Genomic DNA, 24561 nt, shown 5'->3' on the forward strand with positions numbered 1-24561 from the left:
AACCATGCGGCTCAGCTGGCTCCTGACCCAGCTCACCCTGCTGCGCGCGAGCGCAGCCAACCGGATCCGCCGGCTGCGCGCCGACGGCGACCGGGGCAGCGAGACCACCGAGAAAGTTATGTGGATCGCCCTGCTGGTCACCCTCGTCCTGGCCGTCTACGGCATCTTCCGCTCCAAGATCCTGTCGAAGATCAACGGGATCAGCCTGTGAACCGGCGCGCCGCCAGAGGCCATCCTCGGCGCGCGTGGCGAGGCGGCGACCGCGGGTCGGTGACCACCGAGGTGGTGCTGTACGCGCCGCTGCTGTTCCTTCTCGTCCTGCTCGGTGTGCAACTGGCGCTGTGGGCGCTGGCGCAGCTCGGCGTGCAACACGCCGCCAACCACGCCCTGCAGACCACCCGGGTGGCCGGCGGCACCGCCGCCGCCGGGCACACCGACGCCACCGCCGTGCTCGAGCAGGTCGCCGGTCGCGTCGTAACCGACGCCCGGGTGGCCGTGCAGCGCGACGCCGACACCGCCACCGTCGCGGTCCTCGGCCGCGCGCCCACGGTGATCCCGGGCCTGCGCCTACCGGTGCACACCCGGGTCAGCGCACCCGTCGAAAGATTCCGTCCCTGAGGGCCCCACGAGAGCACTGCCGCCTGACAAGGAGCTCCGACCATGCGACACCCCTTCCTCCGCTGCGCGCGACACAGCATGCGACGGCGCTCCGGTCCGGCCGCCGCCGAACGAGGCTCGGTGAGCGTGGAGCTCGCGCTGGGTTACGTCCCGCTGATGATCCTGGCGATCCTCGCCATCGTGGCCTGCCTACGGCTGGCCTCCGCGGCGATCGACGTGCGCTCCGCCGCCGCTGCCGCCTCCCGACAAGCCTCTCTGGCCGACACCCCCGCTCACGCCCGACGCAGCGGCGCCGGCGCGGCCTCGACCGCGCTGGCCGGCCGAGGACTGACCTGCCAGCCGTCCACCGTCACCATCGACCCCGGCGCGTTCACCCCCGGTGGGCAGGTCAGCGCCACGGTGACCTGCGGTGTTCGGCTGCAAGACCTCGTCGGGCTGGGACTGCCCGGCGCGGTGAACATCTCCGCGACCTCCCACCAACCCCTCGACCCGTTCGGCGCGCGGCCGTGACCGGCCGCTTACGCGGCGACCGGGGACAGATCACCCCGTGGACGGTGGTCGCCACGCTCATCGTGCTCATCCTCGCCGGCCTCGTGTTCGACTTCGGGACTGCCATGGCCACCAAGGTGTCCGCCTACGACACCGCGCAGGCCGCCGCCCGCGCCGGCGCCGGCCAACTCGACCTGACCGCCCACCGCCTCACCGGCGCTGCCCAACTCGATCCCGCTGCGGCCAGCGCCGCCGCCAATACCTTCCTCGTGCAGGCCGGTCAGTCCGGCGCGGTGTCCGCTACCACCACCGAGGTCACCGTCACCATCACCACCCGTCACCGCACCCAGCTGCTGCACCTGGTCGGCGTCACCAGCGTCGACGTGACCGCCACCGCGACAGCCACACCCGAAACCGGCGTCACCGCCCCCGAATAGCCCATCCACCGGAGCGAGGAGGTGTCACGGTGATCACCACGCTGAGCACCGTCGTCCGCCGCATCGCCGCAGCCGCCTTCTCGCTGCTGCTGCTCATCGGGCCGCCCGGCCTGCTGCTGCGCTTCACCGAATCGCCGCTGCCCGAGCGGGCGCCCACCTGGAGCACCGTCGTCGCCACCCTGACCGGCCGCCTGAGCGACGACATGATCCTCACCGCGCTCACCGCCCTGTTGTGGGCGGCGTGGGCGTCGTTCGTCTGGTCGCTGCTCGCCGAAATCGCCACCGCCCTCACCGGCCGACGCCTGCCTCAGCCCCGGGCGCTGACTCCCGCCCGCGGTCTGGCCACCCTCCTCGTCACCATGATCACCGGCAGCGTCCTCGCCACCGCGGCGCACGCCGCCACCGCGTCTCCCGCCGCCCACGCCCGGCCCGCCGCCGCTGCCACGGCGACCCCCATGACCGACGCCCACGTCTCGGCCGCGAGAGCCGACACCGCACGAACCCCGTCGTCGACGCTCACCGCTGCAGGAGAGGTCCTCGGGGACGTGCCGATCACCATGGTCAGCAACGGCCGCCAGTACACGCACACCGTCAAGCGCGGGGACACCCTGTCGAAGATCGCCGAGCAGCGTCTCGGCGACGCCGACCGATGGCCGGAGATTTTCGCCCTCAACCGGGGCAACCACTACCCGCACGTCGGCGGCACCCTGCGCGACCCGAACATCATCCACCCGGGCTGGACCCTGGAGCTGCCCCACGACGCCACCCCATCCACCAGCCGCCATCGCCACCGACCGGCGCCCCCGCCCGCGGCGGTGCCCACGCCGACACCCACTGCCCCGACGCCGAGCAACCCGCCGCAGACCAGCGCCGCCGCTCCCACCGCCAGCAACCCGGCTCCCGCCGAGAGCACCCCGACCGACGACAGCAGCCGGCCATCGAGAGCCAACCGGGGAGTGTCACTACCGACCGGAAGCTGGATCGACGTCGGACTCGCCACGGCCATCATCGCCGCGGTCACCCTCGTCTGGGCGCACCGTCAGCGCCGCTACCGCCCGCGCACTCCCACCGCAGCGCGACCCGCGCCCCAGCCCGCCGCGGCGCCGATCCCCCGAGTCATACGACAGATCCGAGCCGGCCTGCGCCACGACGCCACCGCCACACACCTTCCACAGGTGCGACCAGCGGGAAAGGTAAGCGACGCCGGGACCAGCGACGCCGCGCCTCACGCAGGGCGCGGCAGCGACGACACCTCCCGCACCGCACCGGTCAACGCCGTCGGCCCGACTCCGCCCACCGACCTCGCCGGTCTCGATGACGCACCCGTGGCGCCGACCCTGGCCCATCCACTGTCCACGGTATGGCCCCCCGCGGGGCTGGGCCTCACCGGCCCCGGCGCGGACGCCGCCGCCCGCGGCTTCCTCACCGCCGCGCTTGCCACCACCGGCGACGGGCCCCCCGCCGCCCGCCCTACCGTCGTCATCCCCGCCAGCACCGCCGCGACCCTCCTGGGCGCCGCCGCCATCGACCTACCCCGCACCCCACGGCTCACCGTCACCGCCGACCTCGACGACGCCTTGGCCACCTTGGAACACCAGGCCCTACGACGCAGCCGGCTGGTCTACGACCACGAAGTCGACACCGTCAACGACATGCGCGCCGCCGACCCAGGCGAAGAACCCCTCGCACCCATCATGCTGCTCGCCGATGCCAGCAGCCGCCACGGACGCACCCGCATCTCCGCGCTACTCGCGCAAGGCCAACGCCTGGACATCCACGGCGTGTTCCTCGGCGCCTGGCCCGACGGCGACACCGCCATCGTCGCCACCGACGGCACCGTCGACCGCGCACCCACCGACGCCCGCCACGGACCCCACCCCGCCGACGTCGGACGCCTGGCCGTACTCAACCCCGCCGAGACCGTCGATCTGCTCGCCACCCTCGCCGAAACCCACACCGGGCAACCACCGGCCCCCGCACCAGTCGAGATCGCCCCCTCACCACCCGAGGCGTCACACGACCCGCCTCTCGACACCACCGCAACACCCCGCCCCGACGAGAGCGACACCCACAGTCCTCAACCGCACGCGCTCGCCGATGACCCCGACGCGTCGAGCACCGCCGCCGACCCCCTGCCCGGCGGCCCCGCGACAGACGTCATGGACCAACCCCACAGCCTCGACACCGACCACCACCACCACCGCCCGCGGATGCAAATTGAATCTGCCGAACGCGAAACACCTATCGGCGCCGACGAATTGCCGCCCGGCGCGTCCGACACCCATGACAAGCCCACCGGCCGCGCAGAACCAGACGTGGACGACCCGCCACACCACGACCTATCACCGTGGCGGACGGACGGAAACGCCGCCGACGGAACACCTACCGCGGCGCACGTCGAGCGAGTGACGGTGACGGTGCTCGGCCGTCCCACCCTGGTCGACGCCAGCCAGCCGCGCACCCTACGCACCAAGTCACTGGAACTACTCGTCTACCTCGCCGCCCGCGACGGGACCGCATCCACGGAGGAAATCCTCGAAGACCTGCTCCCCGAGGCGCCCAGCAGCAGAGCCCTGCACCGCCTGCACACCTACGTCTCCGACCTACGCGCCGTGCTGCGCCAGCACGCCGGACCCGGCAGCTACCTGACCAACCCGCACCAGAGCTACCGCCTCAACCCCGACCGCTTCGACATCGACCTGTGGCGACTACGCGCCGCCCTGCGCAAACCCGGCAACGACCCCACCCGGGTGCCCGCCCTGCGCCGCGCCGTCGAGCACTACCGGCCTCTCGCCGAGGACTGCGACTACGAATGGCTCGACGCCTACCGACACAGCGCGCAACGCGAGTCCCTCGACGCCGTCACCGCGCTGCTCGACGCCTACGCCGACAGCCCGAGCGAACAAGCCGCCGTCTGCGCCGTCGCCCTGCCCCACCACCCCTACAACGAAATGCTCCATCAACAGGCCATGCGCGCCCACGCCGCGCTCGGCGACCTCGACGCCGTCCGCGCGCTGCGCCGCTCCCTCACCCAACGGCTGCGGGAGATCGACGCCGAACCGACCGAGGAGACTCTGCACCTCGCCCACCAGCTCATCGACGACGCCCGGCCCCAGCGCCGCCCGCGGCCCTCCGGCGGCCAACCGGCATGACCAGCACCGCCCCGCAGGCAAGCTCCGTGCTACCCGCCACCACCCATGACACCGGGCGGCTGGGCGCTCTGCGGTGGGCCGTACGCCTCACCCTGACCCTCGGCGTCGCCGCGTCGGTCGCCGCGAACATCCTGCACGCCCGACCGAACCCGATCAGCCAGATCATCGCCGCATGGCCACCCCTGGCGCTCCTGCTCACCGTCGAGCTCATCTCCCGCGTCCCGCACCACCGCTGGCAGCTCGGCGCGATCCGCGTCACCGCCGCCACCTGCATCGCGGCGATCGCCGCGTGGTGGGGTCGGGTCAGGGCGCGGTGCCGGCCTTTCGGTCCGGTCGTCTCCCTGACCCGCCCGCCCGAACCGGACGTGCGCGTCTCCGCGCATCCGGCTCTCCACGAGCACATGCCGTCAGGTCAGGTGCTGGTTGTGGCCGCCGGTTGATGCCATCTGTCCCACGGGGTGGGGATCTTCGTCCCGCGGTAGCGGTAGCGGTTGATCGCCACTTTCTGCGGGTCGAACAGGGTGATCCCCTCGTGCGTCGGTTTCCATCCAGGCAGGTACCGACGGATCAGGTGCTTCCACGGCACTCCGTCGTGGCGTTTGCGTATCCACCCGAGCACTCGCCGCCAGGCGTAGCGCGACAGGTAGCCGAAGGTGGCATTGGAGACGCCGTGACGGAAGTAGTTGCACCAGCCGGCAAGCGTCGGGTTCAACGCTTGCAGCAGGTCGGACAGATGCGCGTGTGCTGTTCGTCGGGTGATCGTCCGCACCTTGCCGACGATCGAGGCCAGGGCCTTCTTCGCCGGGTAGGTGTAGACGTACCGTTTGTTCGACCCCTGCTGTCGCCGGCGCTGGATGTGCCAGCCGAGGAAGTCGAACCCCTCGTCCAGGTGGACCACCTGCGTCTTCGGCCCGGACAGGCGAAGCCCGATCCGCGCCAACACCGCAGCGACTGTCTCCCGAAGCTCCTCGGCGTGCTCACGCCCGCCGGCCACCATGACGACGAAGTCGTCTGCGTAGCGCACCAGCCGCCAGTTGCAGCGGCCGGTGCGGAGCCGGTTGTGCCGCCGCCACGGGCTGCCCATCTCGTCCTGCCACGCCGCGACGAACCAGTCGTCGAGAGCGGACAGGGCGATGTTGGCCAGCAGCGGTGACAGGATGCCCCCTTGCGGCGTGCCAGTGCTCGTCTCCTGGTAGCCGGTATCGGCGCTGAGCACCCCGGCTTTCAGGAACGCCTTGACCAACGCCAGCACCCGCTTGTCTGCGACCCGTCGACGCACCCGGTCCATCAAGGCCGCGTGGTCGATCGAATCGAAGCACGCCTCGATGTCCGCTTCCAGCACCCACTCGTAGCCCTTGGCGCCGAAGTGGCGGATCTCAGCGATAGCGTCGTGCGTGCGCCGTCGAGGCCGGAACCCGTACGAGCACGGGCGGAACCCGGCCTCGAAGACCGGCTCCAGCACCAGCTTCAGGGCGGCCTGGACCACCCTGTCCCGCACGGTCGGGATCCCCAGCCGGCGCAGCCTGCCGCCGGACTTGGGGATCATCCGCTCCCGCACGGGCAACGGGGTGAACGCACCGGCCTTGACGTCGGCGCGCAGCTCGGCGAGAAACTCATCCTCGCCACGCAGCACCCGAATGTAGTGGGCGGTCTGCCCGTCCACTCCGGCGGTGCGGGCACCCTTGTTCGTCCGCACCCGCTCCCACGCGACCATCAGGAACGCGGGATCGGTGACAAGGCCGAACAGATCATCGAACCGGCGGGCCTCATCCTCGCCCGCCCATCGGTGCAGCTTCGCCTGGATCTCCAGTACCCGCCGCTCCGCCTGACCCAACTCGGGCCACCCGGACGGCGGCGCGCCAGTATTCACCGGCGACCTCCTGGCATTCCAGCATCTCCGCTGCGTACTCGCTGTCGCCCTTCGCCCCGTGGTCGGCTTTCCCGACCTCCGACTACTACGGCGACTCCGCCCCCAGCCGGAACCGTCAGCTGACGGTGCGCCTGCCCCACCGGCACGGCCTGGCTGGCCGACAGGCGGGGCGGTCCCGGACGGGTTCCCACGTTCACCACACGATCGTTCATCGGGTTAGGTGCCCAGCTCTGCCCCTGCGACCTCGCCACGGCTACGCCGCAGACCTTCACCGTGGCCTCCCCGCCAGCCAATACCAAACCAGCCAAGGAGTTACCCGACACCGAACCGGTGCCGGGATACGCGCCGCAACCCAGCCCACATCCGCCAGATTCGAGCTGGTGCCTAGTCTTGAGAGGCTTTACACGCTGGTTCCTCACGTACACCTTCCCAACTTGCTTGCCGGACCCGAGCCGTCTGGCAGTGCCAGCCCGTCCCGGCGTTGTCAGGGCCGCTTCCCACCCACACCCGGCACCTCCCGGAGCAGGCTGCCCTCAGCTACACCGCCCTGCTGCGACAGGAACGGCGGTGGCGGTCTTTCACCTCCACTCGATCGTGCAGCGCCTCGTGGCGCACGGTGAGTTACTGGCACCTCGTCGGCGTCGCCTCCCGCTACGGAGAGAACAGCTACGGCGCCGCCTACCTCCTACCCCTCTCCGTCGACGGCCTCGTCATCGTCGCCAGCATCAGCCTCGTCGAGATCAGCGCCCGCATCCGCGCCGCAAGCACCGCCAATGACACCGCGTCTGCGCCGGCCCTGAGGTCGCCGATTATCGAGTCCTCGACCGAGGACGAGAGACCCCCGAGTGGCGCACCGCCGCAACAACTTCCGCTTGCCACCGAATTGGACACCTCCACCAACGCCGACGACGCCATCGAAGCCGTGCCGTCTCGCGCCGAGCCGCACAAGCCGCTCAGCTTAGACAGGGCTACCGACGACGAGCCGGCCGAGCCCACACAGGCGGCCGAAGGCAAAGACGACGATCAGGTCGGGCCCACGCTGGTGACCGACGGCAAACACGCCACCTCCAAGGCAACGCCCGAGATCGCGACGAGCCGCGAGCCGGAAGAAGCCGGTGATCAACGCCCGGCTGGTGCCGAAGAGCGTCGCGAGGCACTCCCCGCAGACGCCACGACCGCCTCTGCCGTGGCCTACTGGCAGCACCACGATCCGCAACTGCAACCCGCCGACATCGCCGCACGCATCGGCAGGTCAGAGCGGACCGTACGTCGCCACTGGCAACCACGAGCAGGCAACCGCACCACACGCGCCGGTGGGCATCCCACCGGCAAGCGGCGCCGCTGATCCCTGCCGGTCCCGGCCCGACAGCGGCCTCGATGGGCCGCAACGACAATGGACCGGGCTCACGCTCTGCGGGGCGGCGGTGGCTTGAACGAAGGCACGCGTCGAGCCCGCGATTGAGCCTCGGCCCGATGGTGGGCTGAACCGGGGCGACCCGCCCAGCCCACCGCCGACCCTGCGGCCTTGCCGTCCGGATGCCATAACGACCGTGGTCTCCCCGCGCGGCGATCAGTGCAGCGACACTGGCGCGCCATCAATCGCCCGTCGCCCGAGCGAGGCTCCGTGCGTCCGTGTGCTTCCCCTGGTGTCGTGACCGGCAGGGGCGTCGGACGGCCGGTTGCGCCGACGGCGGGTAGGCGTAGCCAGGGTGCCAGGGGAAGCGGCCATGCCGGTCGGGCCACACGATCTGCCGCAAACGCACCTACCAGCCGTATCGGGCGACCGCAGCACCGGGGTATAGCTGTTCGGTAGAAGCCCCGCTGATGACGACGGTGTCGTAGCCGGCGGCGAGACCGCTGATGCGTTGACCGTGGGTGAACCGCGCGGCCCGGTCGTACACGCGGGCGGCGAGGTCGTTGAGCAGGTGCTGTGCGATGGCGGGATCGAGCCCGGCGATCAGCAGCTCGGGATAGTTTGTGGGCGCTGAGCCCGACGGTGTAGGCAAACGGGGCGCTGTCCTCGGCGTCGACCGCGTCGGGTGCACGAGCGTCACCGCCCAGCCAACCCGGTCGATGATCTCACTCTGGCGGCGCAAGAAGTCCTCGATCGGGGCCACGGACGACCTCCTTCCGCGCCGTCGTCGCCCTTGGTCAGCGAGGGGGGATCGACTTCGACGAAACCCCACAGCCGCTCCATGAGCCGCAGCGCCTGGGTGTGATAGCGGTCGGCGAATCCCCGGCAGATCGCCGGCTCGGCGTCGGTGTACAGGTAATGCGGCAGCGTGCTGTGGCAGATGATGAATGACTCTCGTCGGCGGGTTTCGGCGACGAGGTCGCGGAGCCGCCCGGCCGCGAGGTGCATCTTGTCGCCGGGGGCGAAGATGCAGGTGTCGCACTGTCGCGACAGCAGCCGTGATTTTCCCAGGACCGGATCGCCGACGCTGAGGGATTTGTCGAGGCTGGGCTCAGCGGGATCGCCGCACGGATGGGACATGTCTTCCATGACGTCTGCTTTCTCAACGGGCAGGGGCGCCGCCTGTCGGCGACGCCCCTGCTGCCGGACGCTGTAGTCGTGCTCATCGGGTGGTCGAGGCGCGATTACTGCCTCGCGATCGGCGCGTGGACGGCGAGTAGGAGCCGGTCGGCCGGTGGCCAACCGTCGGCGGCGGGATGCCAGGCGTCGGCTGCGTCGATGGTGGGAAACGGCCCGATGACGGCGACGGTGGCGTTGGCGCGGTCGAGCAAAGCCAGGGCCACGCTGCCGCCGTCGAGGGTGGTGATGCTGGCGGCGTGCGCGATGTCTGTCGGTAGGGAGGTCCACTCGTCGTCGCGAAGGCGTGGATTGTCGGGTCGATGCAGGGAGATCGGGGTGGTGGCGGTGATGTGAGGGTTGTGCATGGCCAGGTGGGGCGCGTAGTCGGCTGCGGCGGCCCGTCCGGGGATCGGCCCGTGCAGGGCCAGGGTGTGGGTGGTGGCGTAGGCGAGTAGGGCGTGGGGTTGGTGGTCTTCTGCGGTGTCGAGCAGGGCGAGGCTGAACGCGTCCCGGCTACCGATGTCGATCAGGGTGACCAGCCTGGCTTGTCCGGTGGCGGTGCCGCGCCAGTCGACGATCTCGAAGTGGTCGCTGGCGAGGGCGAGGAAGCACTGGTAGGCGCGGTTGCTGGGATTGAAGGTGTATCCGTTGTCGCTCACTGGTTCTCCTGGTCCTGGGGTGGTGAGGTGCACCGGACGGCGCGCGAGTTGTGAGATAGCCAGAAGGCGGTTCGGGGCGAGGCGGCGGCGGGTGAGGGCAACGTCGTGTCTTCGGCTGCGCGAGCACCGCGATGGCTTGACCGACCAGCGTGACCGATGGGCAGGCGACCACCAGGAGCCCGCCGGGCGTACACAGCGCGGCGGCCCGCGTGAGCGGCGGTGATGGTCTTGCCGGTACCGCAGGCGGCGTGAATTTGACCGCGGCCACCCCGCGCAGGGCCGCGACAGCGGCGGCAATCGCCGCGTGTTGCCACCCGCGCGGTTCGGGCAACCCGTCAGCGGTTCGGTGAGTCATCGCCGCCCCTACCTCCCTCGGTTGGTGTCGCAGCGGACGGGAAGGGGTCAGGCGGCGTGGCGAAGGGGGCGGGCGGGCCGGAACCAAGAGGCGAGGACGGAGCTGACTCGGGCGCGGCCTCGTGCCCGTACGCGGGGTGCGGGTGCGATGGCGGCCTGTTGGGCGCGGTGGGCGTCGCGTGCGGGAGGGCAGGGGTACGCCTGGCCGGTGCAGCGCAGGTTGGCGCATCGGTCGGGGTGGGCGGGAAGGGGATGGTGCGCGGCGGCGACGTCGCTGGCCAGGAGCCAGAGCAGAACGTCGGTGACCGTGTGGGGGATCGCGTGGCGGTGACGGGCCATTGGGGTGTCCTTGCGTCGTCGTTAGTGGGTTGCTCGCCCACCGCCCATGGCTGGCGTCCTGGAGTCGGACGTCATCGGGTTTGCCATGGACGGTGGCGGCGCAATGCAGTGACGCTCGACTTTCCGGATTGATCAAGTCGTGCTGACCGCAGCGGAATGCCGTCCGCATGCCGTCGACTCACGGTTGGGAGCGGTCGTTGCGCCACTGGGGATTGCTGCGCGGCGGGCGGTGATCGCGTCGCCCGCCTTGGGGGGCGAGCAGTAGCGGTACCCGTCGGCGCGATCACGCTCGACTTGCGGTCGCGATCAAAGTCGTCGCGTACGTGGTGGGATGTCGCCTGCCCCGCGTGCGAGCGGGGCAGGCGACATGGTCGTGTCGTACGGGGGTGTGTCGCCGCCTGAAGTGCCCCGCCGGTTCTCGGCGATGCGACGCAGGATGAGCGAGCGGTGGCGAGGTCAGGTGAGGTTGAGGCGGCGCCGTTCGACGCTCAGGAGGGTGCGGGCGGGCTGGTGCCAGGTGTCGTCGTCGAGCGGCGCGGCGGTCGAACCGTCGGCGAGGGCCTGGAGCGCGGGGACCTGCTCGGCGTAGACGCCGCCGAGCGCGGTCAGGTCCGTGCAGGCGCGGGTGATCGCGGTGCGGGTCTTGCCGGTCCAGGGTCCGGGGCGGCCCCAGGTTTCACGTCGTCGTCCGCGGATGGGGCCTTCGCAGAGGTGGTAGCCCAGCCACACCACGGGCGGGTGCAGGCCGGCGGCTTCGGCGAGCAGTGCGACGTTGTCGTAGTCGCCCGCCTGGTCGCCGCGGACCGGGCGGTAGCCGACGGGGCGGGGGTTGGTGAGCAGCCGCCAGTAGCCGGGGTAGACGGCGGTGGAGGCGACGAGGTCTTTGGCGTCGCGGAAGCCGCCGGCGGCCAGTGCGTGCGGGAGTTGGTCGAGGAGTAGGTGGGCCAGGTCGCGGCGGACGGCGGGCACGCTCGGGTCGTCGGCGCGCCAGTTGCGGCCTCGTCTGGCCGGAGTCTTGGTAGTCGAGGCGCCGTCTTGACCGTCGGTGCTGGTGGTGTCGAGGGCTGGTAGGCCGTTGCCGTCGGCGAGCAGGGCGAGCAGGCGGGCGGCGAATTCGCAGAGCATGTGTTCGAAGCCGCGGCTGCGGTCGTAGTAGTCCTGTACGGGTGTGAAGGGGCCGCCGCCGCGGTGGGCGACGCGGTGCGCGGCTTCGTGCAGGAGCACCAGCCGGGTGCGGTGCCGGTTGGTGAGCGCGTCGCGGTGGATGGCGATGTCTCCGGTCAGGGGACGGTAGAAGCCCTCGGCGCAGGGCGCCTCGTCGCTGTGGTCGTACACCTTCACCCGGTCGAGGGCGAACGGGCCGATCGCGCGGCGCACCAGGTCGTAGCTCTCGCGCAGCACCTCGCGCTCTGGGCCGGTCAGCTTCTTGAGCGTGACCCAGGTGGTGCGGTTGCGGTTGCGGGTGTGGTGGCGTTGCTGGCGGGCTCTGGCCATTTCCACGCCGAGCAGCCCCATCACTGCGGCCTGCTGGTGTCCGGGCAGGCCGGCGGTGGCCAGTTCGGTGTGGCCGTTGTCCTTGAGGTCCAGTGCCGCTTCCTCGCCGCCGGGGATCGCGTAGTAGGTGTTGTCGGGAAGGTTGGCGCGTCCCCAGTTGCGCCACGTGGCGCGGGGACGGGGCAGGTTCACGGCGGTGAAGAACTGCTCCTGTTCGCGTAGTTTCCCGCCGTCGAGGACGTGCCGGGCGAACAGGCCGATGAGGGACGGGTCGTCGCTGGTAGCGAGGATGTCGCGCACGGCGGTGCGCAGCGCGGCGGCTTCCACGACGGTGCGGTCGCGGTTCTGCAGCGCCTTGTGGTCGAGGGACAGGTCGTAGGAGGCGAGGAAGCCGGGCATGCGGGTGACGAGCACCCCGCCGATCCACACCCGTCCCGGGTCGCCGTCGCGCACGCACACCCCGGGCGACGCGGGTGGCTGGTAGCCGGGCTCGGCCAGGGCGCGGAACCGTCCGATGGCCTCCTGCGCCAGCTCGCGCCGGCATTCGATGGTGAACGTGGTGCCGCTGGTGCGGGTGTTGGGGTGGAAGTGGTAGACGAGGACTTCGCTGCCCTGCTGGGTGCGTGACGGAATGAGTCCGCCGAGCAGCTTGCGGCGCTCGACGGTGGGCACGAAGCCGTAGGACACGGTCTCGCAGCGCACGGCGCCGATCTCGGGGCTGCGGGCGAGCACGAGGCAGGCGAGTTTCTTGCCCTCGCCGAACTGCCCGATCTGCTTGTCGGTCTTGCTGGACATGCCGAGGATGAGGCCCTCCTCGGGGATGCCCGGGCCGCCGTCGGTGATGGTCAGGATCCCGTCGGCCCAGCTGACCGCCGCGTGCCGGTCCTCGTCGAGGGCGTTGGCGATCAGTTCGGAGATCGCCCGTACGGGCGTCCACGACTTCACGTACTCCGGTGAGATGGGGTAGGCCAGGCTGTCGCCATCCGTCGTGGTCCCGGTCGAGGGCGCTGCTGTCATGCCTGGGGTGCTGGTGGCGTGGGTGGAGTCGGACACGGAATTTCCTCCGTAGAAATGCAGAGATCCGCGACCTGAATCGGTCGCGGATCAGCGAAGTGGGAAGGCTGCTGTGGTCGATAGGGATCGACGGTGCGGCGGTGTCGGTCGGCCCCGCCGCTGCTGGCGGCGGGGCCGACGGCGGGTTGGTCAGGCGAGGCGGGGTGTGCGGGTGAACCGGTGGGTGAAGGTGTCGGCCTCAACCATCAGGTCGAGCCACTGGTAGCCGACGGTGTGGGCGCGGCGCAGCTGCCCGATCAGCGGGTCGGGTTCCGCGGTGAGGTGCAGGTGCTCGACGAAGTCGTCACCGCCGAGGTCGGGGTCGCTGCGGTGCGCGTCGAGGCGGGGGTTCCAGCCGTGGGCGTAGACGGTGAGGTTGGAGCCGGGCCGCTGCGGGTCGGCCAGTCGGGGTAGGCCGTTGGACATCAGGTACACGCCGTCGTCGTGGACCCACTCCAGCGCCCCTGGGCAGGCGACGCCGTCCTCCCGTTCGGTGTAGCTGGCGACGTGTTCGGCAGCCGCAACGGCGTGTTCGGCCAGCCGCAGCGTCTCGGGCAGCGGGAAGTACAGGTGCAGTGCCATCGAAGGGCTCCTGTTTCGGTGTGGTGGTCAGGATCCGGTGCCGAGGTGGGCGCCGAGGAGTGGTCCTTGCCGCACGGCGGTGACGGCGGCGGGGAGTTGGCGGCGTTGCCAGCCGTCGAGGGCGGTGGCGAGGTCGGCGCCCCACCGGTGGTGTTGGGTCAGGGCGACGGTGAGGGCGGCGGCCTGCTCGATGCCGTTGTTGGCGCCCCTGCCGGTGTGGGGTCGCACGGGGGCGAGGGCGTCACCGATGAGCGCCGCCCAGCCGGCGCCGATGGGCCAGGCCATGCGGGTGGGCGCGTCGATGTCCATCACCGGCGCGGCCATCCGCACGGTGGTGGCGTGCACGGTCGCGGCGTGCGCCGCGGGCAGGACGAGGGCGGCGTGGGCGTCGACCAGGGCGCGGGCGGTGTCGGAGACGTGGCGGGGCAGGGCGAATGTGCGCCGGTGCGGCGGGGCGCCGAAGTAGTGGGTGTAGTCGGCGGCGGCGCAGGTGAGGTACAGCGTCCAGTCCAGGCCGCCGGGGATGGGAGCGACGTTGTACTGGCATCCGGGCCCGGGTTCCAGGCGCAGGAAGTCCCGCAGGTGCGGGGACGCGTGGTCGGTGTGTCCGCGGTGGGCGACGTAGCCGGCGTAGCGCAGCCGCCGGGCGGGGTCGAGTAGCCGCCGTCCGGTGGAGGTGCGGCCGTCGGCGAACACCACCAGGTCCGCGGCCGCGTGGCGATGGTTGGCGAACAGCAGGTGCGGGCGCCCGCCGTGCGCGGTGAGACCGGTGACGCGGTGTCCTGGCCGCAGGACGCCGTCGGGTAGGCGGCGGGTCAGGGCGTGGTGCAGCAGCGACCAGGTGGTGTTGCGTCCCGGGTACTGGTGCCGGGCGGTGTGGATGGGCTGCCGGTCGCGGAGGGTGACCTCCCGGACCGTTTCGGAGGGGTGGGCGAGGATCTCCTGCTGGCCGATGCCGAGGCGGTCGAGGACGTCGAGGGCGGGGTGTTCCAGGCCGATGAGCCCGCCGCCGCGTGGCGCCGCGGCGGGCGCGGCCTCGTAGACGGTGACCGGGAAGCCGGCGCGCAGCAGGAGCAGAGCGCAGGTGGCGCCGGTCAGGGAGCCACCGACCACGGCGACGCGGGTCTGAGACGCTTGCGGCGCTGCGAGCGCCTCGGTGGGCGTCGTCGCGGGGATCCGATCGTGCGGCTGTGTCATGCGGGTTCCTTCCAATCGAGGGAAGCCCGGGCACGGCCGTACGGCCGTGCCCGGGCGGGTGCGCGTGGTGCGCGCGGTGGCCGGGCATCGGCCGTGTGTGCTGCGGTTCGGGTCAGGTCAGCGCCTCGGTGGCGCGCCTCTCAGCGCGTGCGGGGCGGGTGGCCTGACGGGGTGCGGAGGTGCGGTATCTGGTGCGGTGAAGGGCCCGCTCAGGTGTTGGGGTGCAGCAGCTGCGCCAGTGTGAGCAGCAGGTCGAGCACGTCGTCCGTGCCGGCCTGCGGGTCGTCGTCGATGGCGATGAGACCCTGTGGTTGGTCGCGCAAGCGGGTGAGGACGTAGGAGGCGCCCTCGTCATCTACCGCGTGGACGTAGCGGATCAGTTGGGGTGGGTCCAGTGCGTCGGTGACGGCGGCGTGCATGAACACCCAGGCCACGATGCGGACCGGGCCGGTGGCCGTGACGAGGCTGGCCTGCACGGCCGGGTGGTGCAGGTCGTCGACAGCGCGGCGCAGCACCGCGACGGGGTCGTCGGTGTGTGCCGTCTGCGGGGCGACGCTGGGCGCGGTCGCCACGCCGATGTGCCGGGCGGTCGGGTCGGGATGCCCGGGAACCGGAGCTTCCCGCAGCACCGCCAGCAACGTCGGACCGGGCCACGGATAGGCCCGCTCAGCGTGCTGGTCGATGCCGTTCAGGCAGTACGAGATGGCTTGTTGCCGTGGGGTAGGCACTCATTTCTCCGTTCCTGGTGAGGCGATCTGTGAGTCATCTGGTGAGGCGTCGGCGGCTGGCGGGGTGGGCCGCGGCTCCGTGTGGCCGGTCGCGGCCGGCGATGCGCCTCGGCGCCGTCTGGGGCCGGTGTCATCGACGTCCGTCGTCGAATGGGAGTCTGCTGTTTAAGGGGTTATGCCTGTTCGAGGGCGGTGACGGCGGCGTCGGCGATGGCGTCGACGGCCTGGATCGGGTTGTCGACGTGCAGGGTGGTGGTGTGGTTGAAGGTGTGTCCGGCCAGGTCGGCGGGTCGTAGCCACAGCACCGCGCACCCGGCGCGGTGCAGGGTGGTGATGAGTCGTTGCGCCGGCTCGAGGTCGGGCAGGTCGCCGTCGGAGACGACGGCGAGCATCCGGACTCGGCCGGGTTGGCGCAGGTTCAGCAGCTGGTCGGCGATTTTGACCGCGTCGAGGAACGCGGTGGTGCCGCCGAGCGCGGACATCTGCAGGACCTGGGTCGGCTGCTGCCGCGGTGGCACGAGGACGGTGGCGCGCTCGCCGAAGCCGATCATGGTGGTGGCCGAGCGGTTGGTGGCGGCGGCGTGGGCGAGGATCCACCCGGCGGAGGACATGGGTGCTGCGTAGGAGCGCATGGAGCCGGAGGTGTCGACGAGGACGCCCAGGTGCAGGGTGGGTTTCGGTGGCGGCGTCTGGGTGCGGCGCTGCCAGGGCGTGGCGGTGGGGATGCTCCCGGCGGCGATCTGCGCCTTCGCGGTGATGGCGTGGCGGGTACGTAGCCGCCCGGGCGGCACCGCGCTGGGACGCAGGTCGGGTTCGGGGATGTGGGTGCGGGCCCGCCGCAGTCGCGCGGCGAGCAGGCGGGCGGCGGCCCGCTCCGCGTCGGTGGGTGCGCGGCGGGTCCAGGACGTCGGCGCGCCGTGCGCGGATGCGATTTGCTGCTCGGCGTACTGGGCCGGGGTGAGGCCGAGGTCGTGGGCGAGGTAGTCGATCAGGGCCTGGGCGAGACGGCCGGCGAACTCGCCGAGATCGGGCCGCGGTGGTTGCGGCTGGCGGTGAGGGTCGATGCCCAGGACGCGGCACCACCGCCACGCGAGGTCGATCATCGTGGCGGCGTCGGTGTCGTCGACGGTGTGGGCGTGGCGCCAGATGTCGCGCAGTTGCCGCAGGGTGGCGCGGCCGAGGACCGTGGTGACGGCGGAGCGGACCCCTTTGATGTCCTTGGCGGTGACGATGCGGGCGTCGATCCGCGCCAGGAGCAGACCGGCGAGGTGGGCGGCGTGCCAGGCGTCGTCGACGGGGGCGTCGCCGGGATGGACCAGGGCGGTGACGGTGTGGCGCAGCCACCGGCGGTCGCCGCGGCGGCGGGCGCGTTGCCGGTTCTCGGCGCGGGACTCCTCGAGCATGTCAGCGACGCCGGCGACGACCGGTGGGGTACCCGCAGGGGTGTCCCACCGGCTGTGCGCGGCGTGCGCGGCTTCGTGCACGAGCAGCCCGTAGGCAGTGGGAACGGCCTTCTTGTGACCGGCCTTGAACGGGTCGGTGATTTCGGGCGCGCCGATGTACGTGGCGTCGACCTCGACCCGGTAGGCCCGGGGCAGGAAGCGGGCCGGGGCACCGCCGCCCGCGCCGGGGGCGACGTGGACGGTGAGGTCGTGACGGCCGGTCAGTGTGGGTAGGTGCCGGGTCCAGGCGTCGCTCCACGTCAACCAGCCGGGGTCGCTGATCGGTGCGCCGCCAGCTGCGGTGCTGCGGTGAGCTGAGGGATGAGGCATGAGAGGGTTCCTTTCGTGGGGAGGGGGTTAGCGCTGTTTGCCGAGGGTCAGCGGAGTGACGTCCGCGCCGAAGCGCGCCTTGAGGGCGGCCACAACGTGCTCGCGGTCCTCGGCGGGGGCGCGCCCGGCGAGGTTTCCCACTGCGGCGGCGACGCCGAGGGTCTTGCTGACGCGGGTGAAGCCGAGCAGTTCGCGTAGCTGCGGCGCCCAGCTGACCCGTCCGGCGGCGAGATCGCTGTTGAGGGCAATCGCGGTCTCGACGGCGGGCCGGGGGACGCCAAGGTGGCGGGCGAGGTCCCAGTCGGTGGTGACCTCGATGTGCACGTCGAAGCGCGACGCGAGGGCTTCGGTGAGGATGGCCCCGTGCACGCCGGGGTTGTGACCGGCGACGACGTAGAACCCGTCGGCGGCCTCGACGCGTTCGTTGCGGTAGCCCGCGATGGTGATCACCCGCCGGCCGTCCATGGCCGGGTAGAGCACGGCGAGGACTTTCGGCGCGATGAGGGTGGCGTCGTCGACGAGCAGCGCCCGGCCCTGGCGCATCGCGGTGACGAGGGGCCCGTAGACGAATTCGAAGCCGCCGTCGGGCAGCGGGATGAAGTTGCCGAGGAAATCCTCGACCACGGTGTCGCCGGTGCCGGCGACGGTGAGCAGGTCGGGGTAGGCGGCCTCGATCAGCGCGGTCTTGCCGGTGCCGGGCGGGCCGTAGAGCAGCACCGGGATACGCTTGTCGCGCAGCCGCTGCAACACGTCCACATCGGTGGCCCCCGCCAGCTTGCGGGGGAAGTACAACTCGCCGTTGGGTCGGCTGACCGGCTGCCGTCGACCCGTCCCGCGTCGTCCTTGGCGGGGTGTGCGCGGGGCGGGCGGCGGCATCGTCCCGGCGGCGTCGATCCCGGCTTGGGTGACCTGGTAGCGGTGCGGGCCGCTCAGGTGGGTGGCGTACCCGGCTTTGGCCATCTTCTTCAACGCCTCGTACACCGCCCCCGTCGAGGGCACGTCGAGGACTTTCGTGAGCTCACCGACGGTGAAGATCTGGTCGGGGTGAGCGGCCAGGTGCGCGGCGACCATGCGGTACAGGTAGCCGGGACGCCGGTCACCGGTCGTCGCGGCCGAGGTCGTGCTGGTAGTCGGATTCATGCGGGTCCTTCCGGGAGGAGGGCCCGCGCACCCGTCTCCGGGGGTGCGCGGGCAGGGCAAAGTCCGCGCAGCGGAGACGGAGATCGGATAGAGCGCAGAGCGGGGAAGCCAGCCGGTTCTAGGGCTTCGAGGAACCGGTCGTCTGCTGCTCAGGTGGGTTAGCGAGGTGGCGTGTTGTCACAGGGTTCGAGCGAGATCCACCAGCCGGTCCAGGCCGGCCACGATGCGGCCTTCAGCGGTTGCAGAGGGTGGACGCTGCGCCCGATCGACGGTGGCGGCCCGCGCGCCGCGGACCCGCTCGATCTGGTAGCGGTGACGATCAAGGTCGACAGCGGCGACGATGCGCGTCTCGAATCGCTCCGACGGTGGCGCCTTGGCGAGGTCACCGTGGCGGTATCCCGACCGGATCGGGGCTGCCCACACCTCGACGACCAGGGCGAAGCCGATACAGCGTCGCCCGTCGCGGTAAAGCCGCGACCGCATCGCGTCGCGCGCGGGCGGGCTGCCGGCGATGTCGGCCAGGCTGTGCAGGACCACGGCAGGCGGCAGACTCGCGTCTCCTCCCGCGAGGGTCAGGTTGTGCCAGACACTCGGATCGAACAGGTCGGCGTCGAGGGTCACCGCGTGCGCTTCGGCGGCAAGCGGCCGGTCGAACAGGCCGATCAGCGTCGGGAGGAGATCCCATCCGCGGCGCTCATGCAGGGTCTCGACGTCGAGCAGTGCGCGGGTCAGCGCGTCTCGGGTACGGGGGTGGAGCATGCATCCTCCTTCAGGAATACGTGATGTCGTCAGTGGGGTCCGGTCGCCGTAGGACCGTCGGCTGCCAGCGCGTGACTCGCCGGTGGTGCCGGTGCTCGGTTTGGCTGCAGGAATGAGCCCGCGCAGCGGTAGTCAGGAACAGTGGAAACGGACGTCAGCAGCGAGGCGGCGGGTGTGCGCAGCGATCTGCTGACGGTCGCGATCGCTGCCAACTGGGAGCCGGTGGGGGTGTCAGGCTCCGGGATGGCCGACCACCCGGTCGCAGCGCCGAGGATCGACCGGTATCCAGGGCAACCCCCAGCCGATCCGGTAGCGCCCGTGCACGGGCCGCGCGAGGTGAACACCGCCGCCGAGCGACAGCGGTCGCGCGACGGTGAGAACGTCACCGTCGAAGTCGACGGTGCGCCAGTCACCCCCGACGGTCTCGGCCAGCTCGGCGAACGTGTCCGCGAGCGCCCGGGCGGCGTCGGCGTCGACGCTGATCTCGCACGCCCCGTTCCACCAGCCGATCAGCGTGGCGGCGTAACCCTCGTGGTAGCGGTGCGAGTGGCGACTCGTCGGGTAGCGCAGCCACGGCCCGGAAAACACCGCGGCGCTGCCGCGAGCCGGCTGGTAGTCAGGCGTGGGCATCGACAACCGCCACCGACCAGTCCGCCGCGCGGAACGCCACCGGTGCCCGCCGCAGGCGCCCAGGCCCCCGGGCGGGCAGGACCCGACCGGCGACGGTGCCCCTGGGCGCCGCCGTCGGCGCCATCGGATCCGGGTTGCGGCGTCCGCTGACGAGGTCTCGGAAGACCATCCCCAGACGTGCAGGAACTTGGCCGCTGTCGCTGACGGCGTCGTAGGCTGCGTCGGTGTCGAGCCACACGACGCCGGCCAGGTCGACCCAGGCCACCGGGGTGCGCCCCGGCGGGAACCGCCAGCCCGGGTGCAGCAGCCTGGGCAGCGCCACGATGTCACCCGGATACGGCGCCCACTCGGTGTAGCTCCAGGGCACCACGGTGCCGGGCCGGCGGCCGGCTTGTGTGGCGTCGGCGCAGGCGGGGCAGGCGGCCCCGTCGATGTGGGTAGCGCCGTGGCAGGCGTCGCAGGTGTGCCAGTTGCGCGGGTCGGCGTCGGGGTCGTAGCGCGGGTCCCACGCTCCGGTGACCTGTCCCCCGAGCCGGTAGCCATCGATGCGGTGCTCGCGGCTTACGAGCCGCATCGGCGTGTCCAGGTGCGCGTCGATGCTGACGACGGTCGCGCCGGCGCGTACCAGCACGGCGAAGAGGTGGTGTGCCATCAGCGCCTCTCCTGACCGTGCGTGCGGGCCGTAGCGGTGCGGTAGGCCTCGTAGACCTCCGCGGGGATCGGGCCGTGCCGGTGGTACGGGGGAAGGTGCAGCTGTTGTTCGTGGGCGGCCCAGAAGGCGCGGACGTCGGCCGGCTGGCCGGTGGGGACGCTCGGCCCCGGTCGCCGGCCGGTGGGCCGCTTGGGCAGCCGGCGGGCTGCTGCGAGGTAGGTGTCCTTGAACTGCCGCAGGTTGTGCGGGGCGAGGTCGATCTCGTACTCGACACCGTCGAGGGCGATGCGGTGGGTGCGGACGTCCTGCGTGCTGTGGTCCAGGTCGTCGGTGAGCACCACAATGATTCTGGTTGACATCAGGCTGCTTTCTGTCCGTGGACATGACGAAGCCCCGCCACCAATGGAGGTGGCGGGGCGGTGCTGACGATGTGATCGGCGCCGGCACTGCAGGGCCGGTGCCGGCGCCGAGGTTGCTGTCAGCCGGCGATATAGGCGACGTCGCCGTCGTTGCCGGCGTCGGTGACGCGCACGATGTGACGCGGCGCCGTGGGAATCAGGTCCTCGCGGTTGACGTTGGGCCACTGATAGCCGTCACCGCCGAGGCGGGCGATGGTATAGCGGGGGTCGTCGAAGCCATCGATAACGACGTACAGGTACGGGCCCATCTGCCCCATCAGCGCTGGCGCGACGGTGACGATCTCGCCGGCATCCAGCGTCCGCTGGTCTTGGCGTGCCGGCTGCTCAGACATCGGCTCGCCCCTGGGGGCGGAGGTTCTGCGCGGTGTCGTCGTTCGTGGGTGGGTCGGGGATGGCGCCGACGATGCGGTCGCAGTCGTAGGGATGCACCGGACGCCAGGGCCACGAGCGGCCCATCACTACGTAGCGGCCGTCCGCGTCCGGGCTGATTCGGTCGATCGCCTCCGGGTCGTCGGCCAGGCGGGTGGCGTCGGCGACGATGATGTCGCCGTCGAAGGACAGCCGCGCCATCGATTGATCCACCGCACGGTCGAGGTCTGCCTCGGCGATGCCGTTGTGCGCCAGGGACTGGCGCAGGTTGTCGCGGGCGGCCTGCTGGTCGGCGACGATCGCCTGCGCGACGTCGCGGGTGCAGGTGAACACAGCCCAGCCGTTCCACAGGTCGACCAGGGTGCCGGCGAAGCCGACCGGGATGCGCATCTGCCCGTCGGCGTTGGGCTGCCAGGCCCAGTCGCCGGCGAACACACCTGTTCCGCCCAGGCGCACATGGTCGGGGTGGACATGGGTGAGGTCGCGGTCGTCGCCGTCGGGGTGCAGGATTATGCGGCACTGACGTTCGGCCTCGGCGTGTGCGGCGTCGTCGTAGCCGCCGCACCAGGCCCACCGCGCCTGGTCGCGTTGTTGCGCGCTCAGATCCTGCCAGCCTGGCGAGTTGGGCGGGGCGTGCTCGGTGTAGCGCTCAGCGTCCTCGGCGAAGAGGTACCGGTTGGCTGTCGGGAGCCCGTCGAGGATCAGCGGGACGACGTCCTCGATACCGGACAGGACCTGTCGGGCGATGTCGGTGACGTCGCCGCGCGCCTGGCCTGCCAGGGTGTGTTGCGCCCACCAGGCGGCGGCGTCGCGGCCGGCAGCCGCCCCGGCGGCACGCAACGCCTCACGCACCTGCCGCCCGAGATCGGCGGGGTGTGGGGCGGGGAGCCGACGAACGCGGTCGGACTCGCCCAACAGAAGCGACAGGGTGGAGCCGTTGTCCCAGGCCACGTCGAGGACCTGGCCATGTGGTTCGTAGCGGCGGATGGTTCCCTCGTCACCGGGACGCAGCCGGGTGTGGGGGTCGCTGGTGTGCGCCAGCACGACCCGGTCGCCGCGGCGGTACGTAGCCGATGTGGGCTGGTCGTCCGGCTGGCTGTGGCTGGTAGGGCTTGTCATCGCAGGTGTCCTTCTCGGTGTGGTGTCGTGCGTACGGCCATCGGCGATGGCGGCCTGGAAATGCGGTGTCCTCGTCTGTGGGCCCGCGCCGGGAGGCGTTGCAGGGCGGTCATCCTTCGAGGCGGATCTGGTGCGGCCAGAGGGCGGTGGCGATGCCGGGCCGAGGGCCGCGGGTGCAGTAGGCGGTCAGGGTGCGCGGGTTGGTCGCGCCGTAGACGAGCCGGTTGTCGACGCGCACGAGCACCCGTTGCCCGGCGGGGAAGTCCACTGGCGCGGCGGGGTCATTGCGCCAATGGATCTCGGCCACGACGCGGCCGAACACCCAGTCGGCGAAAGATGCCGTCGTGTACTGGGGGTATCTGCCGTAGTCGGAGGCGATGTCGGTGATGACCTGACGGGCCTGCTCCAGGCTCAGCCCTTCGAGGAGTTCGTCGGGCACCGGTGGGTGCGCGGCGACGCTGACGACCTCGACGTCGATGCCCGCCACCGTGCGGGTGGTGTCGCCCTCGCCGGTGATGGTGATCTGGCCGTTGTGGTGCTCGACGGCGGTGACCCGCCATCGGGTGGCTTCGCCAACTGCTCGGACCAGGTCGCCGACGGCGATGGCATTGCCGGGATGGCCGCGGCCGGTCAGGCGGTTTTCGACGGCGGCGCGGTCGAGGACCGGGCTGCCCGGGTCGTGGACGTAGGCGTCGAGATCTAGCGGCGCTGCCGGCGGCAGGTGTGGCAGTCGCAGGATGTAGCCGCCGGGTTCGTGCGAGCTCGGCTCGGACGTCATGCGGGGTCCTTCCGATTGAGGGGTGGACGCGTGCCGGCCGCGGCCCCTGGTGGGGGTCGCGGCCGGCGATGAGCGTGGTGGTGTGTGGTCGGCGGGGGTTACTCCTCGCAGCACCACCTGCAGCCGTCGGGACTGCAGGGCTGGCCGGCGGCCATGCGGGTGAAGGCCGTCCGCCCGTCGGGGTCCTGCGCGCTGCTGTGCAGCGGCCAGCTGAGCCCTTCGGCGAACACGGCGATCTTCGGTGCCCCGTACCTCGGGTAAGGGGCGGCGGTCACAGCGGCGACCACGTCGTCGCGGCCGAGCAGCCAAGCCAGTTCGGTGAGCTTGTCGACCGCGCGTGACGCGGATCCGCTGCGGTGATTGACGACCTTGTGCACGGCGAACCACAAGTACTCGCGGCCGTACGCCTCGGCGTCGGCGTAACCGTCCCACCGGCTTCGGTTCCACTGCTGCGCGGTGACGCCGGGTTGCAGGAATGGGCGAGCGTGGTCGATGTCGAGGGCGTTGATCAGCAGATCTTGGCGGAAGCCGAACAGGTCGTCACTGCCGGCGATGTGGTTGATGCGAGACAGGATGTCCTCCTGCGTGCGCGCGATCATGAGCTTTCCCTTCGGTTGTGGAAGCGGTCGGTGGGTGGGGGGTGTATTCAGTGCGTGCTGCCCGACGTGCCGCCGGTGGCGGGTTGCGGCGGCGGCCAGGGCTTGCGGATCAGTCGGTCACCGAAGAACGGGTTCGTGGCGATCAGGGAGCCGCAGCGGTTGCAGGACGTGGTGATGTCGTAGCCGTAGCCGGCCATGGACGGCACCTCGACGTGATCGATGTCGTCGGTTGCGCCGCACACGGTGCACACCGTCACGTCCGGGCCGCTGTCGTTGAGGGCGGGTTCGGTGACGAACAGGTCCTCGGCCGGGTCGAGGTGGTGGGCGCTGTGCCGTAGCCAGCGGCCGTGGACTGTGGTCTGGTATGCGACCAGCCGCCGTTGGTCGAGGTCCAGCAGGTACAGCCATTCCAGTGGCCCGTCGACGCTTTCGCGCAACGAGCCCCGCCACAGGGCGTCGTGGCCGGTCGCGGCGGGGTAACCCACGCCCGGCACCGGCGGATGCTGGTCCCATCGGCGTGGTTTCGGATTGAGGGCGAGTTGCACCCAGGGGCGGGCCAGCAGGGCGACGGACATCGCGGGGGTGTCGCGGTCGAACGTGTTGGTCCAGATCCGGCGCAGCAGCGGTACCAGAACCTTCGGTGCTTCCCCGAGTTGGATGTGGCGGGCGACGTAGGTGCCGCGGTACGCGGTCTCGCCGATCAGCGCGGGTGCGCTCACGGGTCGTGGTCCTCCTTCGATTGAGGGGTGGATGTCGACGGCGGTCGTGGTGCCGCCGCGAGGTGACAGGCGCCCGGACATCGCTTTGGGGTGTGCTGCG

General features: G+C 71.3%; 25 protein-coding genes and 1 pseudogene. 7 read left to right on the top strand and 19 right to left on the bottom strand.

Annotated features, from left to right (window positions below; genetic code table 11):
• The first annotated feature begins 4 nt into the window (after nt 1-4).
• The 6 genes and pseudogenes from O7618_RS24270 to O7618_RS24295 form a co-directional block, all read left to right on the top strand.
• Nucleotides 5-211 carry a hypothetical protein gene (locus O7618_RS24270; protein ID WP_278108428.1) on the top strand — a complete coding sequence of 69 codons (207 nt, stop codon included), beginning with the start codon at nt 5-7 and terminating at the stop codon, nt 209-211.
• A gap of 59 nt (nt 212-270) precedes the next feature.
• Entirely contained in the window at nt 271-618 is a 348-nt protein-coding gene (locus O7618_RS24275; RefSeq protein WP_278108429.1) for a TadE/TadG family type IV pilus assembly protein, read from the top strand.
• A 120-nt stretch (nt 619-738) separates the two neighbouring features.
• Nucleotides 739-1128, top strand: a complete 390-nt coding sequence (locus O7618_RS24280; protein WP_278108430.1) for a TadE family protein — start codon at nt 739-741, stop codon at nt 1126-1128.
• On the top strand, nt 1125-1544 hold the full coding sequence (locus O7618_RS24285) for a pilus assembly protein TadG-related protein (RefSeq protein WP_278108431.1): 420 nt from the start codon (nt 1125-1127) through the stop codon (nt 1542-1544). Before O7618_RS24280 ends, O7618_RS24285 begins: the two co-directional genes overlap by 4 nt.
• Nucleotides 1545-1573: 29 nt before the next feature.
• Nucleotides 1574-4696, top strand: a complete 3123-nt coding sequence (locus O7618_RS24290; protein WP_278108432.1) for a BTAD domain-containing putative transcriptional regulator — start codon at nt 1574-1576, stop codon at nt 4694-4696.
• Nucleotides 4693-4989, top strand: a pseudogene (locus O7618_RS24295) (hypothetical protein); the annotation flags it as partial. The gene O7618_RS24290 and the pseudogene O7618_RS24295, both read left to right, overlap by 4 nt.
• Nucleotides 4990-5108: 119 nt before the next feature.
• Here the strand turns inward: O7618_RS24295 and ltrA are convergent.
• Nucleotides 5109-6566, bottom strand: coding sequence for a group II intron reverse transcriptase/maturase (gene ltrA / locus O7618_RS24300; RefSeq protein WP_278107998.1), 1458 nt, complete (start codon nt 6564-6566; stop codon nt 5109-5111).
• 616 nt (nt 6567-7182) lie between these two features.
• Here ltrA and O7618_RS24305 point away from each other — a divergent pair.
• Nucleotides 7183-7911: a DUF2637 domain-containing protein gene (locus tag O7618_RS24305; RefSeq protein ID WP_278108433.1), complete on the top strand. Its 729-nt coding sequence runs from the start codon at nt 7183-7185 to the stop codon at nt 7909-7911.
• A gap of 418 nt (nt 7912-8329) precedes the next feature.
• Here the strand turns inward: O7618_RS24305 and O7618_RS24310 are convergent, their stop codons facing one another.
• From O7618_RS24310 to O7618_RS24395, 18 genes are all read right to left on the bottom strand, one after another.
• On the bottom strand, nt 8330-8683 hold the full coding sequence (locus tag O7618_RS24310; RefSeq protein WP_278108434.1) for a DUF4262 domain-containing protein: 354 nt from the start codon (nt 8681-8683) through the stop codon (nt 8330-8332).
• Nucleotides 8617-9069, bottom strand: a complete 453-nt coding sequence (locus O7618_RS24315; protein ID WP_278108435.1) for a hypothetical protein — start codon at nt 9067-9069, stop codon at nt 8617-8619. Before O7618_RS24315 ends, O7618_RS24310 begins: the two co-directional genes overlap by 67 nt.
• A gap of 95 nt (nt 9070-9164) precedes the next feature.
• Nucleotides 9165-9758 (bottom strand): hypothetical protein, encoded by a 594-nt coding sequence (locus O7618_RS24320; RefSeq protein ID WP_278108436.1) that lies wholly within the window; start codon nt 9756-9758, stop codon nt 9165-9167.
• 1149 nt (nt 9759-10907) lie between these two features.
• The gene (locus O7618_RS24325; protein ID WP_278108438.1) at nt 10908-12998 is read right to left on the bottom strand and encodes a hypothetical protein; all 2091 of its coding nucleotides are present in this window, start codon (nt 12996-12998) and stop codon (nt 10908-10910) included.
• A gap of 150 nt (nt 12999-13148) precedes the next feature.
• On the bottom strand, nt 13149-13580 hold the full coding sequence (locus tag O7618_RS24330; RefSeq protein WP_278108439.1) for a DUF3085 domain-containing protein: 432 nt from the start codon (nt 13578-13580) through the stop codon (nt 13149-13151).
• Between the two features lie 27 nt (nt 13581-13607).
• Nucleotides 13608-14777, bottom strand: a complete 1170-nt coding sequence (locus tag O7618_RS24335; RefSeq protein WP_278108440.1) for an FAD-dependent monooxygenase — start codon at nt 14775-14777, stop codon at nt 13608-13610.
• A gap of 209 nt (nt 14778-14986) precedes the next feature.
• Entirely contained in the window at nt 14987-15505 is a 519-nt protein-coding gene (locus O7618_RS24340; protein ID WP_278108441.1) for a hypothetical protein, read from the bottom strand.
• Nucleotides 15506-15678: 173 nt separating this feature from the next.
• Nucleotides 15679-17277 (bottom strand): VWA domain-containing protein, encoded by a 1599-nt coding sequence (locus O7618_RS24345; RefSeq protein WP_278108442.1) that lies wholly within the window; start codon nt 17275-17277, stop codon nt 15679-15681.
• A gap of 27 nt (nt 17278-17304) precedes the next feature.
• A complete protein-coding gene (locus tag O7618_RS24350) occupies nt 17305-18417 on the bottom strand; it encodes an AAA family ATPase (protein WP_278108443.1) in 1113 nt (370 codons plus the stop codon).
• Nucleotides 18418-18594: 177 nt separating this feature from the next.
• Nucleotides 18595-19176, bottom strand: a complete 582-nt coding sequence (locus tag O7618_RS24355) for a hypothetical protein (protein WP_278108444.1) — start codon at nt 19174-19176, stop codon at nt 18595-18597.
• 231 nt (nt 19177-19407) lie between these two features.
• Nucleotides 19408-19806: a hypothetical protein gene (locus tag O7618_RS24360; RefSeq protein WP_278108445.1), complete on the bottom strand. Its 399-nt coding sequence runs from the start codon at nt 19804-19806 to the stop codon at nt 19408-19410.
• Nucleotides 19793-20458 carry a hypothetical protein gene (locus O7618_RS24365; RefSeq protein WP_278108447.1) on the bottom strand — a complete coding sequence of 222 codons (666 nt, stop codon included), beginning with the start codon at nt 20456-20458 and terminating at the stop codon, nt 19793-19795. Before O7618_RS24365 ends, O7618_RS24360 begins: the two co-directional genes overlap by 14 nt.
• Nucleotides 20458-20817 (bottom strand): Lsr2 family protein, encoded by a 360-nt coding sequence (locus O7618_RS24370; RefSeq protein WP_278108449.1) that lies wholly within the window; start codon nt 20815-20817, stop codon nt 20458-20460. Before O7618_RS24370 ends, O7618_RS24365 begins: the two co-directional genes overlap by 1 nt.
• A 119-nt stretch (nt 20818-20936) precedes the next feature.
• Nucleotides 20937-21209: a hypothetical protein gene (locus O7618_RS24375; protein WP_278108450.1), complete on the bottom strand. Its 273-nt coding sequence runs from the start codon at nt 21207-21209 to the stop codon at nt 20937-20939.
• Nucleotides 21202-22365 (bottom strand): DUF4314 domain-containing protein, encoded by a 1164-nt coding sequence (locus O7618_RS24380; protein WP_278108451.1) that lies wholly within the window; start codon nt 22363-22365, stop codon nt 21202-21204. Before O7618_RS24380 ends, O7618_RS24375 begins: the two co-directional genes overlap by 8 nt.
• A gap of 109 nt (nt 22366-22474) precedes the next feature.
• Nucleotides 22475-23143 (bottom strand): hypothetical protein, encoded by a 669-nt coding sequence (locus O7618_RS24385; RefSeq protein WP_278108452.1) that lies wholly within the window; start codon nt 23141-23143, stop codon nt 22475-22477.
• A gap of 98 nt (nt 23144-23241) precedes the next feature.
• Nucleotides 23242-23742 carry a hypothetical protein gene (locus O7618_RS24390; RefSeq protein ID WP_278108453.1) on the bottom strand — a complete coding sequence of 167 codons (501 nt, stop codon included), beginning with the start codon at nt 23740-23742 and terminating at the stop codon, nt 23242-23244.
• 47 nt (nt 23743-23789) lie between these two features.
• Nucleotides 23790-24461, bottom strand: coding sequence for a hypothetical protein (locus O7618_RS24395; RefSeq protein ID WP_278108454.1), 672 nt, complete (start codon nt 24459-24461; stop codon nt 23790-23792).
• Between the last annotated feature and the right edge of the window lie 100 nt (nt 24462-24561).

It is taken from the genome of Micromonospora sp. WMMD980 (assembly GCF_029626035.1).
Lineage (GTDB): Bacteria > Actinomycetota > Actinomycetes > Mycobacteriales > Micromonosporaceae > Micromonospora.